Genomic DNA, 14043 nt, shown 5'->3' on the forward strand with positions numbered 1-14043 from the left:
CTCAACTCAACGGTGCGAGACCTTAGCGACCAGACGGTCACCGATCATCTGCAGAATTTGTACGAGGATCAGCAGCAGAACTACGGTCACGACCATGACGTCGGTCTGGAACCGCTGATAGCCGAAGCGCACAGCCAGGTCGCCCAGACCGCCCGCGCCGACCACGCCCGCCATGGCGGTGTAGCTGACCAGGGCGATGGCCGTGACCGTGGCCCCGGCGATGATGCCCGGCATGGCCTCGGGCAGCAGGGCACGCGTGACGATCTGGAAGGTCGAGCCGCCCATGGCCTGGGTCGCCTCCACCACGCCCTTGTCCACTTCGCGCAGGGCCGTCTCGACCAGTCGCGCATAGAAGGGCGCGGCCCCCACGACCAGCGGCGGAATGGCCCCGGCCACGCCCAGCGAGGTGCCGACCAGCAGCACCGTCACCGGCAGCATGACGATCAGCAAGATGATGAAGGGCACCGAGCGCAGGACGTTGACGATCAGGGACAGGAGGGTGTTCAGCACCGGATTGGCCGCCAACCGCCCCTTGCCTGACAGATAGAGCAGCACGCCCAGCGGCACGCCCAGAATGACCGTCAGCACCAGCGACCCGCCCAGCATCAGCAGGGTGTCCACGGTAGCGCGGCCGATCTCGGCCCAATCAACGTTGTCGAACATCAGGCCGCCTCTACCGTCACGCCGCGCGCGGTCAATTGCGCCACGGCTGCCTCGGCGTCGCCGCCGGTGAAGGCCACGACCAATTGGCCATAGGGCTCGCCCCGGATGCGGCTGATCCGTCCCGACAGGATGGAATAGTCGACGCCCACCGTCCGCGCGACGCGGCTCAGTTCCGGCTCATAGGTCGAGCCGCCGCGGAAGGTCAGCTTGGCCATGCGCGCCCCGGCGGGCACGACCGAGGCGTCGAACGCCTCCTCGCCCTCGGCCAGCATGGCGCGGGTCACGGGATGCTGCGGGTGCAGGAAGACGTCCGCCGTCGCGCCCTGCTCCACGATCTTGCCGTCCTTCAGCACCGCCACCCGGTCGCAGACGCGGCGCACCACCTCCATCTGGTGGGTGATCAGGACGATGGTCAGGCCCAGATCGCGGTTCAGCCCGTCCAGCAGGGTCAGGATGTCCTCGGTCGTCTCCGGGTCCAGAGCGCTGGTCGCCTCGTCGCACAACAGGACGCTAGGACCGCAAGCCAGGGCGCGGGCGATGCCGACGCGCTGCTTCTGGCCGCCCGACAGCTGGGCCGGGTGTTTTTTCGCGTGCTCGGCCAGACCCAGCTGCTCCAGCAACTGCGCCGTCCGCGCCTTCACCTCCCCCTCTGGCCGCCCTTCCAGCCGTAGGGGAAAGGCGACGTTATCCTCGATGGTCTTGGCGTTCAGCAGGTTGAAATGCTGGAAGATCATGCCGATCCGGCGCCGCGCGGCGCGCAGCTCGGCGGGATTTAGCGCCGTGATCTCCTGGTCGTCGACGAAGATCCGCCCCGCGTCGGGCGTTTCCAGCCGGTTGATGGCGCGGATCAGGGTCGACTTCCCGGCGCCCGAACGACCGACCACGCCGAACACCTCGCCGCGCCCGATGGTCAGATCGACGGCGTCCAGCGCCGTGCGCTCGCCCGCTGCGCTGCGATAGCGCCGGGTCACACCCTCCAGTCGGATCATTCTAGTCGGCGTCCAGAGCGGCGGCGGGGATGATGGTCACGCTCTCGCCGCAGCCGCAGGCGTCGGTCTCGTTCGGATTGCGGAACACGAACTTGGACGCCAGCTTGGTCGTCTCGTAGTCGATCTCGGAGCCGATCAGGAACAGCACGGCCTTGGGCTCGATCAGGATGGTGACGCCCTTGTCCTCGACCACCTCGTCAAGCGGCTCGATCTGTTCAGCATAGGCGAAGGTGTATTCCTGCCCGGCGCAGCCGCCGTTCTTCACCCCGACGCGAAGGGCGATGTAGTCTTTTTCCGCATTGGCCATGATCTCACGCACGCGCGCGGCGGCGGCGTCGGTCAGGGTTACGGCCTTGGGCCGGGGCCGGCGTGGTCGGGCGGCGGTCTGAAGCTCGGTCATCGACGCATCCCTAGAACATGTTCAGGGCCAGCTTGGCCTCGTCGCTCATCTTGGAGGAATCCCACGGCGGGTCGAACACCAGGTTGGCCCGCGCGGACTTCACGCCCTCGACCTTCTTCACCGCATCCTCGACCCAGCCCGGCATTTCGCCGGCCACGGGACAGCCCGGCGCCGTCAGCGTCATCTCGATCAGGACGTCGCGGTCGTCGGACACATCGACCTTGTAGATCAGGCCCAGCTCATAGATGTCGACCGGGATTTCCGGATCGTACACCGTCTTCAGCGCCTCGATCAGGTCGTCGGTCAGCTTGTCCAGCTCGGCTTGCGACAAGGCGCTCTTCTGCGGCTCGTCCCAGGTCGCGGCGAAGGCGTCGCTGTCGCTGATGGCGGTTTCGGTCTTGGCGTCGTCCATACTCATCACACGAAGAAGTTCCGCGCTTTGATCAGCGCATCCACGAAGGCGTCTGTATCCTCCACGGTGTTATATAGGGCGAAGGAAACGCGCGTGCTCGAGGTCACGCCCAGTCTTTTCGCCAGCGGTTCTGCGCAATGCAGACCGGCTCGCACGGCCACGCCGTATCGGTCCATGATCTGGGCCACGTCATGGGCGTGCGCGCCCTCGACGGAGAAGGTCAGCAACGCCCCCTTGCCCTCGGCCTCGCCCAGGACCCGCAGCCAGCCAGCGTCGGCCAGCCGGGCGCGGGCGTGGTCATAGAGGGCCATCTCGTGCGCGGCCACGGCCTCACGGTCAAAGCCCGACAACCATTCCAGCGCCGCGCCCAGACCTATGGCCTCCAGGATCGGCGGCGTCCCGGCCTCGAACCGATGCGGCGGCGCCGCATAGGTGATGCGGTCCTTCTCGACCGTCTGGATCATCTCGCCCCCGCCCTGATAGGGTGGCAGGCTCTCCAGAGCCTCGGTCGTGCCGTAGAGGGCGCCGACGCCGGTCGGGCCATACAGCTTGTGGCCGGTGATCACATACCAGTCGCAGCCAACCGCCTGAACGTCCGGCGTCGCGTGAACCGCGCCCTGACACCCGTCGACCAGTACCCGCGCCCCGGCGGCGTGGGCCAGACGGGTGATCTCGGTGATCGGGTTGATGGTGCCCAGCACGTTTGACATGTGGGTGACGGCGACGACCCTGGTTCTCGGCCCCAGCAGTTCGGCATAGGCCGCCATGTCCAGCGAGCCGTCGTCATTGATCGGCGCCCATTTCAGCACCGCGCCCTTACGCTCGCGCAGCAGATGCCACGGCACGATGTTGGAGTGGTGCTCCATCTCGGTGACGATGATCTCGTCGCCCGGTTCGATGCTCAGGCCGACGCCGTTTGCGACCAGATTGATCGCCTCGGTCCCGCCCTTGGTCCAGACGATGTTCTCGCCCGAGGGCGCGTTCAGGAAGCGGGCGACGATCTCGCGCGCCGCCTCGAACGCCTCGGTCGCCTCGTTCGACAGGGTGTGCAGACCGCGGTGAACGTTGGCGTAGCTGCCCTCCATCGACGCCACCAGGGCGTCGATCACCGCACGCGGCTTCTGCGCCGAGGCGGCGTTGTCCAGATAGACCAGAGGCTTGCCGTTCACCTGTCGCGACAGGATCGGGAACTGCGCCCGCGCGGCGTAGGGGTCGAATGCCTTCACGGACCTGCCTTTCAGAGTCTGGCCGTCAGCCATGCGCGCACAACCTCCTTGGCGGCCTCATCTTCGATCCGGTCGACGACCTCGAACAGGAAGGCCTGGACCAGCAGGGCGCGGGCCTCATCCGCCGGAATGCCGCGTTGCTGCATGTAGAAGAGTGCGCTTTCATCCAGCGTCCCGACCGTATTGCCGTGCGCGCACTGCACGTCGTCGGCATAGATGATCAGTTCCGGCTTGGCGTCGACCTCGCCGCGCTCGGACGCGATCAGGGCGTTGTGGGCCATGCGGGCGTCGGTGCCGTCGGCCCCGCGCTCGACGATGATCTTGCCCTGGAACACGCCGCGCGCCGTGTCGTGAACGACGCCCTTGGTCAGCTGGCTGGTCGTGCCGTCGGCGGCCATGTGATCCACCACAGTCGTCAGGTCGGCGTGGCGCGAACCCTTGAGCAGATAGAGGCCGTCCAGACGCGCCTCGGCGCCCTCGGCCCCGTGGCTCAGTTGCGTCTCGATGCGTTGCAGCTTGGCGCCGGTCGTGACCACGGTCTGACGATAGCGACCACCCGCCTCCAGCCGCACCTCGGCGTTCGTCACCGAAATGGCGTCCTCAGGTTCTTCGATCAGGACGATGCGCGTGACCTCGGCGTCGCGGGCGACGTCGATCTCGACCTTGTTGTGAGCGACATAGGCCGAGCCCTTGCCCTCGTGCGTCTCCAGCAGCAACAGCCGCGCGCCCGGACGAGCGACGATCCGTGCCGCCGCCGTGTGGCCGGTGCCGACCGCGTCAGACAGGAAGCGAAGACGGAGGGTCTGAACGCCCGAGGCGATGAAGTCGGTGACCCCGACCGGACGCCCGTTGGCGAAGACGATCGCCTCTCCGCCCAGGTCGTAGAAGGGCCCAGGCGCGCCGACCAGCGCCGTGCCTGACGGCTCAGGCGCTTCACGAAGCCAACGCTTCAGGTCGCTGTATTTCCACGCTTCCGTGCGCCGCGAGGGAAAGGTCTCGGCGTTGGTCAGGTCGATCTGCGGCGCCGCGCTCATGCCGCGGCCGGCAGGAACTTGTCGTACCCTTCCGCCTCCAGCTCCAGCGCCAGTTCAGGCCCGCCCGAGGCGACGATGCGGCCGGCGGCCAGGACGTGCACCTTGTCCGGTTTGATGTAGTCCAGGAGCCGCTGATAGTGGGTGATGACCAGCATGGACCGGTCGGCACGACGCAGGGCGTTCACGCCTTCCGACACGATGCGCAGGGCGTCGATGTCGAGGCCGGAGTCCGTCTCGTCCAGGATCAGCAGCGACGGCTCCAGCAGGGCCATCTGCAGGATCTCCATCCGCTTCTTCTCACCGCCCGAGAAGCCGACGTTCAGCGGCCGCTTCAGCATATCGAAGTCCATCTTCAGCGCCTGCGACGCCGCCTTGACCTGCTTCAGGAAGGCGGGAGCCGAGACCTCTTCCTCGCCGCGCGCGCGCTTCTGGGCGTTCAGCGCCGTGCGGATGAAGGTCATGGCCGGCACGCCCGGGATCTCCATCGGATACTGGAAGGACAGGAAGACGCCCGCCGCCGCGCGCTCGGCCGGGTCCAGGCCCAGCAGGTCCTGACCGTCCCAAGAGGCGGAACCGTCGGTGACCTCATAGCCGGGACGCCCAGACAGACTGTAGCCCAGCGTCGACTTGCCGGCCCCGTTCGGCCCCATGACGGCATGGACCTCGCCCGCCGGCACTTCGAGCGTCAGGCCCTTGAGGATCGGCTTGTCAGCGACCGAGACGTGGAGGTTGTTGATCTTCAGCATTGTCTTCTTTACCCGACCGAGCCTTCGAGGCTGATCGCCACTAGTTTCTGCGCCTCTACGGCGAATTCCATCGGCAGCTTCTGCATGACGTCGCGGACGAAGCCGTTGACCAGCAGGGCCACCGCCTCCTCCTCCGACAGGCCGCGCTGCTGGGCGTAGAAGAGCTGGTCTTCCGACAGGCGGGTCGTCGTCGCCTCGTGTTCCAGCTGAGCCGAGCCGTTGCGGGCCTCGATGTAGGGAATGGTGTGCGAGCCGCACTCCTTGCCGATCAGCAGGCTGTCGCACTGGGTGAAGTTGCGCACGCCCGTCGCCTTGGGGTGCACCGAAACCAGGCCGCGATAGGTCGAGTCCGACTTGCCCGCCGAAACCGCCTTGGCGATGATCCGGCTCTTCGAGTTCTTGCCCAGGTGGATCATCTTGGTGCCGGTGTCGGCCTGCTGATGCCCATTGGTGATGGCGATGGAATAGAACTCGCCCGAGCTTTCCTCGCCTTTCAGGATGCAGGACGGGTATTTCCAGGTGACGGCCGAGCCGGTCTCGACCTGGGTCCAGCTGACCTTGGAACGGTCGCCGCGGCAGTCCGCGCGCTTGGTGACAAAGTTGTAGATGCCGCCCTTGCCCTCGGCGTCGCCGGGGTACCAGTTCTGAACCGTCGAGTATTTCACCTCGGCATCATCCAGCGCCACGATCTCCACGACCGCCGCGTGCAGCTGGTTCTCGTCGCGCATCGGCGCGGTGCAGCCTTCCAGATAGGAGACGTAAGAGCCCTTGTCGGCGATGATCAGAGTGCGCTCGAACTGGCCGGTCTGGCTGGCGTTGATGCGGAAATAGGTCGACAGCTCCATCGGGCATTTCACGCCGGGCGGGATGTAAACGAAGGACCCATCCGAAAAGACCGCGCTGTTTAGCGCCGCGAAATAGTTGTCCGACACCGGCACGACCGAGCCGAGGTATTGTCGAACCAGATCAGGATATTCGCGCAAGGCCTCGGAAATCGGCATGAAAATCACGCCGACCTTGGCCAGTTCTTCCTTGAAGGTGGTCACGACCGAGACGCTGTCGAACACGGCGTCCACGGCCACCTTGGGTGCGCCCTGCACGCCCGCCAGAACCTCCTGCTCCTTCAGCGGGATGCCCAGCTTCTTGTAGACCTCCAGAATCTCGGGATCGACCTCGTCCAGCGACTTCGGCCCCCCCTTCTGTTTCGGCGCGGCGTAGTAGTAGAGGTCCTGATAGTCGACCGGCTCGTATTTCACCGCCGCCCAGGTCGGCTCCTCCATCGCCAGCCAGCGCTCATAGGCGGCCAGACGCCATTCCAGCATCCATTCCGGCTCGCCCTTCTTCCCGGAGATGAAGCGGATGATGTCGGCGTTCAGGCCGCGCGGCGCATATTCCGTTTCAATGTCCGAGGTGAAGCCATGCTCATACTTCTCGAGCGCGGCGACAGCTTCGACAGTTTCCTTAACAGCAGCCATGACTTACGCGACTTCCTTCACGCGCTCAGACAGGCGCGCTTGATGCTTGTTCCAGGCCGTGACCCATGCCTCGGCGAACCGATCCCAGTCGCCCTGCGTCGTGCCCCAGCCGCCGGAAACGCGCACGCCCCCGGTCGCCAGGTGATCCAGACCCATAGCGCTGATCGTCTTGGACGGTTTGACCTTGCCCGACGAACAGGCCGAGCCGGCTGAAACCATGACCCCGACCAGATCCAACGTGATCAGCTGCTGCGGGCTGTCCCAGCCCTCGACCGCCATGAACAGGGTATTGGGCAGACGCGGGGCCGCGCCGCCGATAATCGTCGCACCCGCCGCCTTGACCCGAGCCTCGGCCGCGTCGCGCCAAGCGGCGTGCGCCATGGCCGCGTTCAGATCGCGCGCGGCGCAATCGGCGGCCATGCCAAAGCCGGTGATGCCCGGCACGTTCTCGGTCCCGGCGCGCAGGCCGCGCTCCTGGCCCGCGCCATGCAGGATGCGCACGGCGGCGACGCCTTCCTTGAGCACCAGAGCGCCCACGCCCTGCGGTCCGCCCAGCTTGTGCGCCGACAGCGTCAGGCTGTCCGCATCCAGCGCCCGCATGTCGACTGGAACCTTGCCCGCCGACTGGATGGCGTCGACGTGCAGCCAACCGCCCGCCGCGCGCACCAGAGCCGCCGCCTCGGCGATGGGCTGGATCACGCCGCTTTCATTATTCGCATGATGGATGGCCACGACCGCCTGGCCCGGACGCGCCAGAGCCTCGGCCAGCCAGGCCAGATCCACCACGCCGTTTTCGTCGACCGGCAGGACCTCGACCGGCGCGCCCGACGCCGTCGCCGCCTCCGCCACGCACGGATGCTCGGTCGCGCCGACGATCAGCCGCTCGCAGCCAGCCGCCAAAGCGCTGACGATGGCCTGAGCATTGGATTCCGTCCCGCCCGAGGAAAAGACAACGGCGGTCGGATCAGCCCCGACCAGTTCAGCCACCTGAGCCCGCGCCGTCTCGATGCGCGCCCGCGCCCGACGACCAGCGGCATGCACCGCCGACGGATTGCCGTTGTCGGCCAGAGCCTTGGCGATGATCTCTTGCACTTCGGGTCGCACCAGGCCCGAGGCGTTGTAATCCAGATAGACGCTCATGCCGCCGCCTCCATACCCGCGCCGGCCGGCACGCCCAGACGCGCCGGACCCGTGCGGTGCTGGATGACGTCTTCCAGACTGACGCTGGCGAGATAGCGGTGGATCTCCTGCCCCAGGTCTTCCCACAGGTGGTGGGTGATGCAGCGTTCGCCCTTGATCATGCAGCCCTTGGGCGATCCGGCGCCGACGCAGCGTGTGGCGCGAATAGGCTCATCGACGGCCAGAACGATCTCAGCCACAGCGGTCTCGCAAGCCTCGCGCGCCAGGCGATAGCCGCCGCCGGGACCGCGCACGCTTTTGACCAGACCGCTTTTACGCAGCCGCGCGAACAGTTGCTCCAGATAGCTGAGCGAGATTTCCTGACGCGTCGCGATCTCAGCCAGAGACACAGCCCGATCGGCGCCGTTCTTCGCCAAATCGGCCATCGCCATCACGGCGTATCGTCCCTTTGTCGACAGACGCATGGAATGCCCTCAAAAATTTCACGCTTTTCAGGGCTCATGTGCTAGAACCCGCGCCCTCGCAGACAAGTGCGCCACGCCGAGCGGACTTAGAAAGTCCTACTGCGTTGGTCAAGTATTGTCCGCCCGCGAAACGACAGTTGAAGACAGGATGCCGCTGATCCATGCCTGAAGTCATTCTTCCCGGCGCCTCGGGCCGTATCGAAGGCCGCTATTCGCCCGGCAAGCGCCCCAATGCGCCGATCGCCCTGATCCTGCACCCGCACCCCAAGGCGGGCGGACACATGAACAACCCGGTGGCGGTGACCCTGCACCAGCTCTTCGTCCAGCGTGGTTTCGCCACTCTGCGCTACAACTCGCGCGGCGTCGGCAAGTCGCAGGGCGAGTTCGACAGCGGCATCGGCGAACTGGCCGACGCGGCCACCGCCCTGGACTGGCTGCAAGCCAACAACCCCGCCGCCACCCAGACCTGGGTCGCCGGCTATCAGTTCGGCGCCTACATCGGCATGCAGCTGCTGATGCGCCGCCCGGAAACGGACGGCTTCATCTCGGTGTCGCCGCCCTCGAACATGTACGACTTCAGCTTCCTGGCCCCCTGCCCGGCCTCGGGCCTGTTCCTGCACGGCACCGCCGACACCGTGGTGCCGCCGGTCGAGGTCGAGCGCGTCGTCAACAAGCTGCGCACCCAGAAGGGCATCGTCATCGACTACGAACTGGAAGAAGGCGCCAGCCACTTCTGGCAGGACCACATCGACGCCGTCGATCGCCGCGTCGGCGCCTATCTGGACAAGCGACTGGCCGAGAACCCGGCCTGATCGGACGTCATGTGTCGACCCGGGTTTCGGCCCGGGTCTTCCACATCGACCACAGAATGCCCGCGGCCAGGATGGCGGCCGTCACGCCGAGCGAGATCGCCGGCGGAAATTTCTCCAGTCCCATCAGCGGCGCGGCGATGACCTTCCCCCCGATGAAGACCAGCAGGATGGCCAGCGCCTGCTTCAGGTAGGCGAAGCGGTGGATCACCGCCGCCAGCGCGAAGTACAACGCCCTCAGCCCCAGAATGGCGAAGATGTTGGACGTGTAGACGATGTAGGGGTCCGTCGTGATGGCGAAGATCGCCGGCACCGAGTCCACAGCGAAGATCACGTCCGCAAACTCGATGGTCACCAGGGCCAGGAACAGCGGCGTGGCGTGCCAGATCATCCGCCCGGCGGAGTTCTTCTCATGTACGAAGAACCGCGATCCGTGCAGCTGATCCGTCACTGGCATGTGACGTCTCAGCCAATTTACCAGACCTTGCCCGGTGGCTGCTTCCTCGGTGGGGCTGGTGGCCATCATCCTCCCGCCGGTGAAGATCAGGAAGCCGGCGAAAACAAAGAGCACCCACTCGTAGCGACTGATCAGAGCCGCCCCTGCTGCGATCATCACCGCCCTCAGCACGATGACCCCCAGCACGCCCCAGAACAGCACCCGGTGCTGATGCAGGCGTGGAATGCCGAAGGCGCTGAAAATCATGGCGATGACGAAGACATTGTCCATCGCCAGACTCTTCTCGATGGCGTAACCGGTCAGGTAGTCCAGCCCGCTGTCCACTCCCAGCCGCAGCCAGACCCAGACCCCGAACAACAGCGCCACGCCGATGTAGAAAGCCGACAGCAGCAAGCTTTCGCGCACCCCAATCTCGTGCGCCTTGCGATGCAGAACCCCCAGGTCAAAGGCCAGCAGGGCGACCACGACCACCAGAAAGCCCGCCCACATCCAGGCGGGCTTGCCCATCCATTCGACTGTCAGGAACTCCATCACCGCCTCTGGACCGTTCACGCCGCCGACGCCCGAACGGACGATCGGCGCGGCCCGACATCACGACCATCATCTCCCACGGGGTCGCCAGAGGGGCCCGGTCCGCTGACAAGGCAACGCGGAAATGGCGAGGTCGTTCAGCCGCCCGGCTGCGACCTAGTGTTCCCCTTCCGCCGCAGCGACCGCCGCCGGGCGATGCGCGCGCACGCACCAGACGACGCTGGCCACCATCAGGATCATGGCCACGATCTCGATAATGGTCGGACCGCGCCCTTCCCACAGGAAGCCATAGAGGAAGGCGAACAGGGTCTCGGACACGATCATCTGGCCCAGCATGGTCAGCGGCAGAAGACGGCTGGCCTGGTTCCAGAAGGCGTTGCCGATGATGGAGGCGAAGACGGCGACGCCCAAGCTGACGCCGAGGAAGCGCACCCAGGCCTCGCCGGACCAGGCACCCATGGTCAGAACCGCCGGAACGGCCAGCAGCAGGGCGAACCCGCCCGTCACCACCCCGGTCAGCAGCGACCAGTCATGCGGCGAGACCTCCGGCAGTCGCCCCATCCAACGGCTATTGCCGACCGCAAAGGCCGACCAGGACAGCAGGGCGGCTAGAGCACAGGCCAGGCCGATCAGTGTCTGAACCCCGTCATGGACCGCGTTGCCGGTTTGGCTCAAAGATTCCCAGCCGATCAGGCCGACCGCCAGGGCCGCGACCGCGATGGACGGCGCCACCCGCGCCAGCGGCGGCGAATCCTTGTCCTTCAGCCCCCACAAAGCGACCACGACCGGCACCATGCCGACGATCAGGGCCGAGGCCCCGACGCCCGCGAAATGGACGCTGACCACCAGGAAGACGAAATAGATGATGTTGCCGGCCAGACTCAGCCAGGCCAGCGCCCGCCACGCCTTCATATCCAGAGCCGCCGCCACTCGCCGCCAGCGCGGGGCGATCAGCAGGGCGGCGATCAGGCCGTAGGCGAGATAGCGCCCCGCCGTCAGCATCATGGGCGAGGCTTCGGGCGCCACCTGGGGCGCCAGAAAGACCAACCCCCACAGGGCGCCGGCCGCCATGCCGCTGGCCACGCCCCAGACGCGCCGGGACTGCATCAGGCTCACTGGTCGCCCGGCTCCACGATGCGGCCGCCGGTCATCGGTTCAGCCACGCCGGTTGTGCCGGGGAAGCTGATCGGCAGGCGCACCAGGCAGCGAGCGGCGAGAAAGGCGAAGGCTTCGGCCTCGATCGAGTCCCCACGCCAACCCTCGTCCTCGGCGGTCGTGACCGGCACGCCCGCCCGGTCGCGGATCGCCGCCAGCAGGACCGGATTATGCCGCCCGCCGCCGCAGGCCACGACCTTGGTCGGCCGTTCAGAGCAGCGCGCCACGCCCAGCGCCGCGGCCTCTGCCGCAAAGGCCGTCAGCGTCGCCGCCGCATCTTCCAGCGACAGACCCGCCACCGGGTCCAGCGAGAAATCGAACCGGTCCAGCGACTTCGGTCCGGTTGATGCGAAGTAGGGATGGGCCAGATAGGCGTCCAGAATGGCCTGATCGACCGTCCCCGCCGCCGCCAGCTTACCGCCCTCGTCCATGCGCTTCTTGCCGCGCGACTGGACCAGCAGGTCCACCATGCCGTTGGCCGGGCCGGTGTCGAAGGCTTCCAGCCCGCCGTCGGCGCGGATCAGGGTGATGTTTCCCACCCCGCCCAGGTTCAGCACCGCAATCGGCCCGCTCAGACCCGCCTTCCGGACCAAGGCCGCGTGATAGACCGGGGCCAGCGGCGCCCCCTGCCCGCCCGCCGCCACATCGGCGCTGCGAAAATCATAGGCCGTGCGCACGCCTAGCCCCTCGGCCACGCTCAATGCGTCGATCAATTGCACGGTGCGCCCCGGCAGCTCCGGCGTCGGCGCCTCGTGCAGAACCGTCTGGCCATGCACACCGACCAGGTCCAGCGAACTAGCCTTGACCCCGTTCACCGCCATGAAGCCGAGCGCTGCCGCCAGATGGGCGTCGGCCACCGCCATGCGGGCGTCCTCGAAGCTGTCGGGCTCTTCCTCGTCGCGCTCCCAGTCCAGGGCGTCCTCGATGGCGTCCTCGATGATGGCGCGCGTCTCGGCGTCCAGCTTCATCTCGCCGGCTGGGCCGAAGCTGATGATGTTTTCGCCGTCCGTTTCGATCACCGCCATGTCCACGGCGTCGAGCGAGGTGCCGGTCATGAAGCCGAGCACGCGAAGGGTTTTTGTCGAGGAAGAGATCGTCATGGCGGGTTGACTGCCACGTCGCGCACGCCGTAGCTAGCGCCCATGATCGCCGCCCGCGCCATTTCCGGCCTGTATTACCGTTCGCTGAGCTAGCGAGCGGCCGCGATCTCGTGCCGCCTTCGCTGGCGGTGCGACTTCCCGAAAGGAAGACGGCCGCCGGCATCCCTGCTACGGAGCCGTCCATGACCGACCAAGCCTTCAAGTCCGACTTCCTCAAGACCCTGCAATCGCGCGGCTACATCCACCAGGTGACCCACCCGGTGGAACTGGACGAGGCCGCCTCGAACGGGATCGTGACGGCCTACATCGGCTTCGACGCCACGGCGCCGTCGCTGCACGTCGGCAGCCTGATCCAGATCATGATGCTGCGCCGTCTGCAGCAGGCCGGGCACAAGCCCGTCGTCCTGATGGGCGGCGGCACCACCAAGGTCGGCGACCCGACCGGCAAGGACGCCTCGCGCCCGCAACTGACCGACGAGACGATCAAGGCCAACATCGCCTCGATCAAGACCGTGTTCGAGAAGTTCCTGACCTTTGGCGACGGCCCGTCTGACGCCGTCATGGTCGACAACGACGAATGGCTGTCGAAGTTCGGCTACGTCGAGTTCCTGCGCGACTACGGCACGCATTTCACGGTCAACCGGATGCTGACTTTCGACTCGGTCAAGCTGCGCCTCGAGCGCGAGCAGCCGATGACCTTCCTCGAGTTCAACTACATGCTGATGCAGTCGGTGGACTTCCTGGAGCTGAACCGCTCGCTGAACGTGACGCTGCAGATGGGCGGATCGGACCAGTGGGGCAACATCACCTCGGGCGTCGATCTGGTGCGTCGCGTGGACCAGAAATCGTCGTTCGGCCTGACAACCCCCCTGCTGACCACGGCCTCGGGCGGCAAGATGGGCAAGACGGCGCAAGGCGCCGTCTGGCTGAACGCCGAACAACTGAGCCCCTACGACTACTGGCAGTTCTGGCGCAACGCCGAGGACGCCGACGTCGGCCGCTTCATGCGTCTGTTCACCGATCTGCCGCTAGACCAGATCGCTCTCTACGAAGCCATGGAAGGCGCCGGGATCAACGAGGCCAAGAAGGCCCTGGCCGACGCCGCCACCTCCATGCTGCACGGCTCGGAAGCGGCTCAGGCCGCCCGCGCCGCCGCCGAGGCCGCCTTCGAGAAGGGCCAGCTCTCGGCCGACCTGCCGACAGTCGAACTGCCGAAGGATGAGGTGATCGGCGCCATGATCGCCGCCGTCGTGACCAAGGCTGGTCTGACCACGTCCAACGGCGAGGCGCGTCGCCTGGCGCAGGGGGGCGGACTGCGTCTGAACGACGAAGCCATCGCTGATGGCGCGCGGCTGATCGAAGAGGCCGACGTCAACGCCGACGGCGTGCTGAAGCTGGCCGCCGGCAAGAAGAAGATCGTGCTGGTCAAGCCGGTCTAAGGA

Annotated in this window: 15 protein-coding genes; 2 read left to right on the forward strand and 13 right to left on the reverse strand. The window is 66.6% G+C overall.

The features are described 5' to 3' along the window. Positions 1-6: 6 nt before the first annotated feature. Genes ACI2KI_RS02330 through ACI2KI_RS02375 form a run of 10 tightly spaced genes read right to left on the reverse strand, consistent with a single transcriptional unit; the run spans position 7 to position 8549 of the window. Complete coding sequence (locus tag ACI2KI_RS02330) at positions 7-663, reverse strand: methionine ABC transporter permease (RefSeq protein WP_404617400.1); 657 nt, start codon at positions 661-663, stop codon at positions 7-9. Further along, positions 663-1652, reverse strand: a complete 990-nt coding sequence (locus ACI2KI_RS02335; RefSeq protein WP_404617402.1) for a methionine ABC transporter ATP-binding protein — start codon at positions 1650-1652, stop codon at positions 663-665. The genes ACI2KI_RS02330 and ACI2KI_RS02335 overlap by 1 nt, the downstream gene beginning before the upstream one ends. 1 nt (position 1653) lies before the next feature. Continuing rightward, positions 1654-2052 carry an iron-sulfur cluster assembly accessory protein gene (locus ACI2KI_RS02340; protein ID WP_184268193.1) on the reverse strand — a complete coding sequence of 133 codons (399 nt, stop codon included), beginning with the start codon at positions 2050-2052 and terminating at the stop codon, positions 1654-1656. A 10-nt stretch (positions 2053-2062) separates the two neighbouring features. Beyond that, positions 2063-2464 (reverse strand): SUF system Fe-S cluster assembly protein, encoded by a 402-nt coding sequence (locus ACI2KI_RS02345; protein ID WP_404618911.1) that lies wholly within the window; start codon positions 2462-2464, stop codon positions 2063-2065. A gap of 5 nt (positions 2465-2469) precedes the next feature. Next, complete coding sequence (locus tag ACI2KI_RS02350; RefSeq protein ID WP_404617405.1) at positions 2470-3723, reverse strand: aminotransferase class V-fold PLP-dependent enzyme; 1254 nt, start codon at positions 3721-3723, stop codon at positions 2470-2472. Continuing rightward, positions 3702-4724 (reverse strand): Fe-S cluster assembly protein SufD, encoded by a 1023-nt coding sequence (sufD, locus tag ACI2KI_RS02355; RefSeq protein ID WP_404617407.1) that lies wholly within the window; start codon positions 4722-4724, stop codon positions 3702-3704. Before sufD ends, ACI2KI_RS02350 begins: the two co-directional genes overlap by 22 nt. Continuing rightward, positions 4721-5470, reverse strand: a complete 750-nt coding sequence (gene sufC / locus ACI2KI_RS02360; protein WP_404617409.1) for a Fe-S cluster assembly ATPase SufC — start codon at positions 5468-5470, stop codon at positions 4721-4723. The genes sufD and sufC overlap by 4 nt, the downstream gene beginning before the upstream one ends. 8 nt (positions 5471-5478) lie before the next feature. After that, entirely contained in the window at positions 5479-6945 is a 1467-nt protein-coding gene (sufB, locus tag ACI2KI_RS02365) for a Fe-S cluster assembly protein SufB (protein ID WP_404617411.1), read from the reverse strand. A gap of 3 nt (positions 6946-6948) precedes the next feature. After that, positions 6949-8085 carry a cysteine desulfurase family protein gene (locus ACI2KI_RS02370; protein WP_404617413.1) on the reverse strand — a complete coding sequence of 379 codons (1137 nt, stop codon included), beginning with the start codon at positions 8083-8085 and terminating at the stop codon, positions 6949-6951. Then, a complete protein-coding gene (locus ACI2KI_RS02375; RefSeq protein WP_404617415.1) occupies positions 8082-8549 on the reverse strand; it encodes an Rrf2 family transcriptional regulator in 468 nt (155 codons plus the stop codon). The genes ACI2KI_RS02370 and ACI2KI_RS02375 overlap by 4 nt, the downstream gene beginning before the upstream one ends. 161 nt (positions 8550-8710) lie before the next feature. Here ACI2KI_RS02375 and ACI2KI_RS02380 point away from each other — a divergent pair, with 161 nt between their 5' ends. Further along, the gene (locus ACI2KI_RS02380) at positions 8711-9361 is read left to right on the forward strand and encodes an alpha/beta hydrolase (RefSeq protein ID WP_292082821.1); all 651 of its coding nucleotides are present in this window, start codon (positions 8711-8713) and stop codon (positions 9359-9361) included. A gap of 7 nt (positions 9362-9368) precedes the next feature. Here ACI2KI_RS02380 and ACI2KI_RS02385 read toward each other — a convergent pair whose 3' ends face one another. From ACI2KI_RS02385 to ACI2KI_RS02395, 3 genes are all read right to left on the reverse strand, one after another. Beyond that, entirely contained in the window at positions 9369-10346 is a 978-nt protein-coding gene (locus tag ACI2KI_RS02385) for a TerC family protein (RefSeq protein ID WP_404617417.1), read from the reverse strand. Positions 10347-10502: 156 nt separating this feature from the next. Beyond that, entirely contained in the window at positions 10503-11453 is a 951-nt protein-coding gene (locus ACI2KI_RS02390) for a DMT family transporter (protein ID WP_404617419.1), read from the reverse strand. Between the two features lie 5 nt (positions 11454-11458). Then, positions 11459-12601 carry an anhydro-N-acetylmuramic acid kinase gene (locus ACI2KI_RS02395; protein WP_404617421.1) on the reverse strand — a complete coding sequence of 381 codons (1143 nt, stop codon included), beginning with the start codon at positions 12599-12601 and terminating at the stop codon, positions 11459-11461. 182 nt (positions 12602-12783) lie between these two features. Between ACI2KI_RS02395 and tyrS the strand changes: the two genes are divergently transcribed. Continuing rightward, positions 12784-14040, forward strand: a complete 1257-nt coding sequence (tyrS, locus tag ACI2KI_RS02400) for a tyrosine--tRNA ligase (RefSeq protein ID WP_404617423.1) — start codon at positions 12784-12786, stop codon at positions 14038-14040. Positions 14041-14043: the final 3 nt, after the last annotated feature.

It is taken from the genome of Brevundimonas sp. NPDC046655 (assembly GCF_044901625.1).
Lineage (GTDB): Bacteria > Pseudomonadota > Alphaproteobacteria > Caulobacterales > Caulobacteraceae > Brevundimonas.

Bases quoted from the DNA above. Each gene is read 5' to 3' on its own strand.
- ACI2KI_RS02345 (WP_404618911.1), bottom strand. From the start codon at position 2,464: ATGGACGACGCCAAGACCGAAACCGCCATCAGCGACAGCGACGCCTTC.
- ACI2KI_RS02350 (WP_404617405.1), bottom strand. From the start codon at position 3,723: ATGGCTGACGGCCAGACTCTGAAAGGCAGGTCCGTGAAGGCATTCGAC.
- ACI2KI_RS02390 (WP_404617419.1), bottom strand. From the start codon at position 11,453: ATGCAGTCCCGGCGCGTCTGGGGCGTGGCCAGCGGCATGGCGGCCGGC.
- sufD (WP_404617407.1), bottom strand. From the start codon at position 4,724: ATGAGCGCGGCGCCGCAGATCGACCTGACCAACGCCGAGACCTTTCCC.
- ACI2KI_RS02380 (WP_292082821.1), top strand. From the start codon at position 8,711: ATGCCTGAAGTCATTCTTCCCGGCGCCTCGGGCCGTATCGAAGGCCGC.
- ACI2KI_RS02385 (WP_404617417.1), bottom strand. From the start codon at position 10,346: ATGGAGTTCCTGACAGTCGAATGGATGGGCAAGCCCGCCTGGATGTGG.
- sufC (WP_404617409.1), bottom strand. From the start codon at position 5,470: ATGCTGAAGATCAACAACCTCCACGTCTCGGTCGCTGACAAGCCGATC.
- ACI2KI_RS02335 (WP_404617402.1), bottom strand. From the start codon at position 1,652: ATGATCCGACTGGAGGGTGTGACCCGGCGCTATCGCAGCGCAGCGGGC.
- ACI2KI_RS02330 (WP_404617400.1), bottom strand. From the start codon at position 663: ATGTTCGACAACGTTGATTGGGCCGAGATCGGCCGCGCTACCGTGGAC.
- tyrS (WP_404617423.1), top strand. From the start codon at position 12,784: ATGACCGACCAAGCCTTCAAGTCCGACTTCCTCAAGACCCTGCAATCG.
- ACI2KI_RS02375 (WP_404617415.1), bottom strand. From the start codon at position 8,549: ATGCGTCTGTCGACAAAGGGACGATACGCCGTGATGGCGATGGCCGAT.
- ACI2KI_RS02370 (WP_404617413.1), bottom strand. From the start codon at position 8,085: ATGAGCGTCTATCTGGATTACAACGCCTCGGGCCTGGTGCGACCCGAA.
- ACI2KI_RS02395 (WP_404617421.1), bottom strand. From the start codon at position 12,601: ATGACGATCTCTTCCTCGACAAAAACCCTTCGCGTGCTCGGCTTCATG.
- ACI2KI_RS02340 (WP_184268193.1), bottom strand. From the start codon at position 2,052: ATGACCGAGCTTCAGACCGCCGCCCGACCACGCCGGCCCCGGCCCAAG.
- sufB (WP_404617411.1), bottom strand. From the start codon at position 6,945: ATGGCTGCTGTTAAGGAAACTGTCGAAGCTGTCGCCGCGCTCGAGAAG.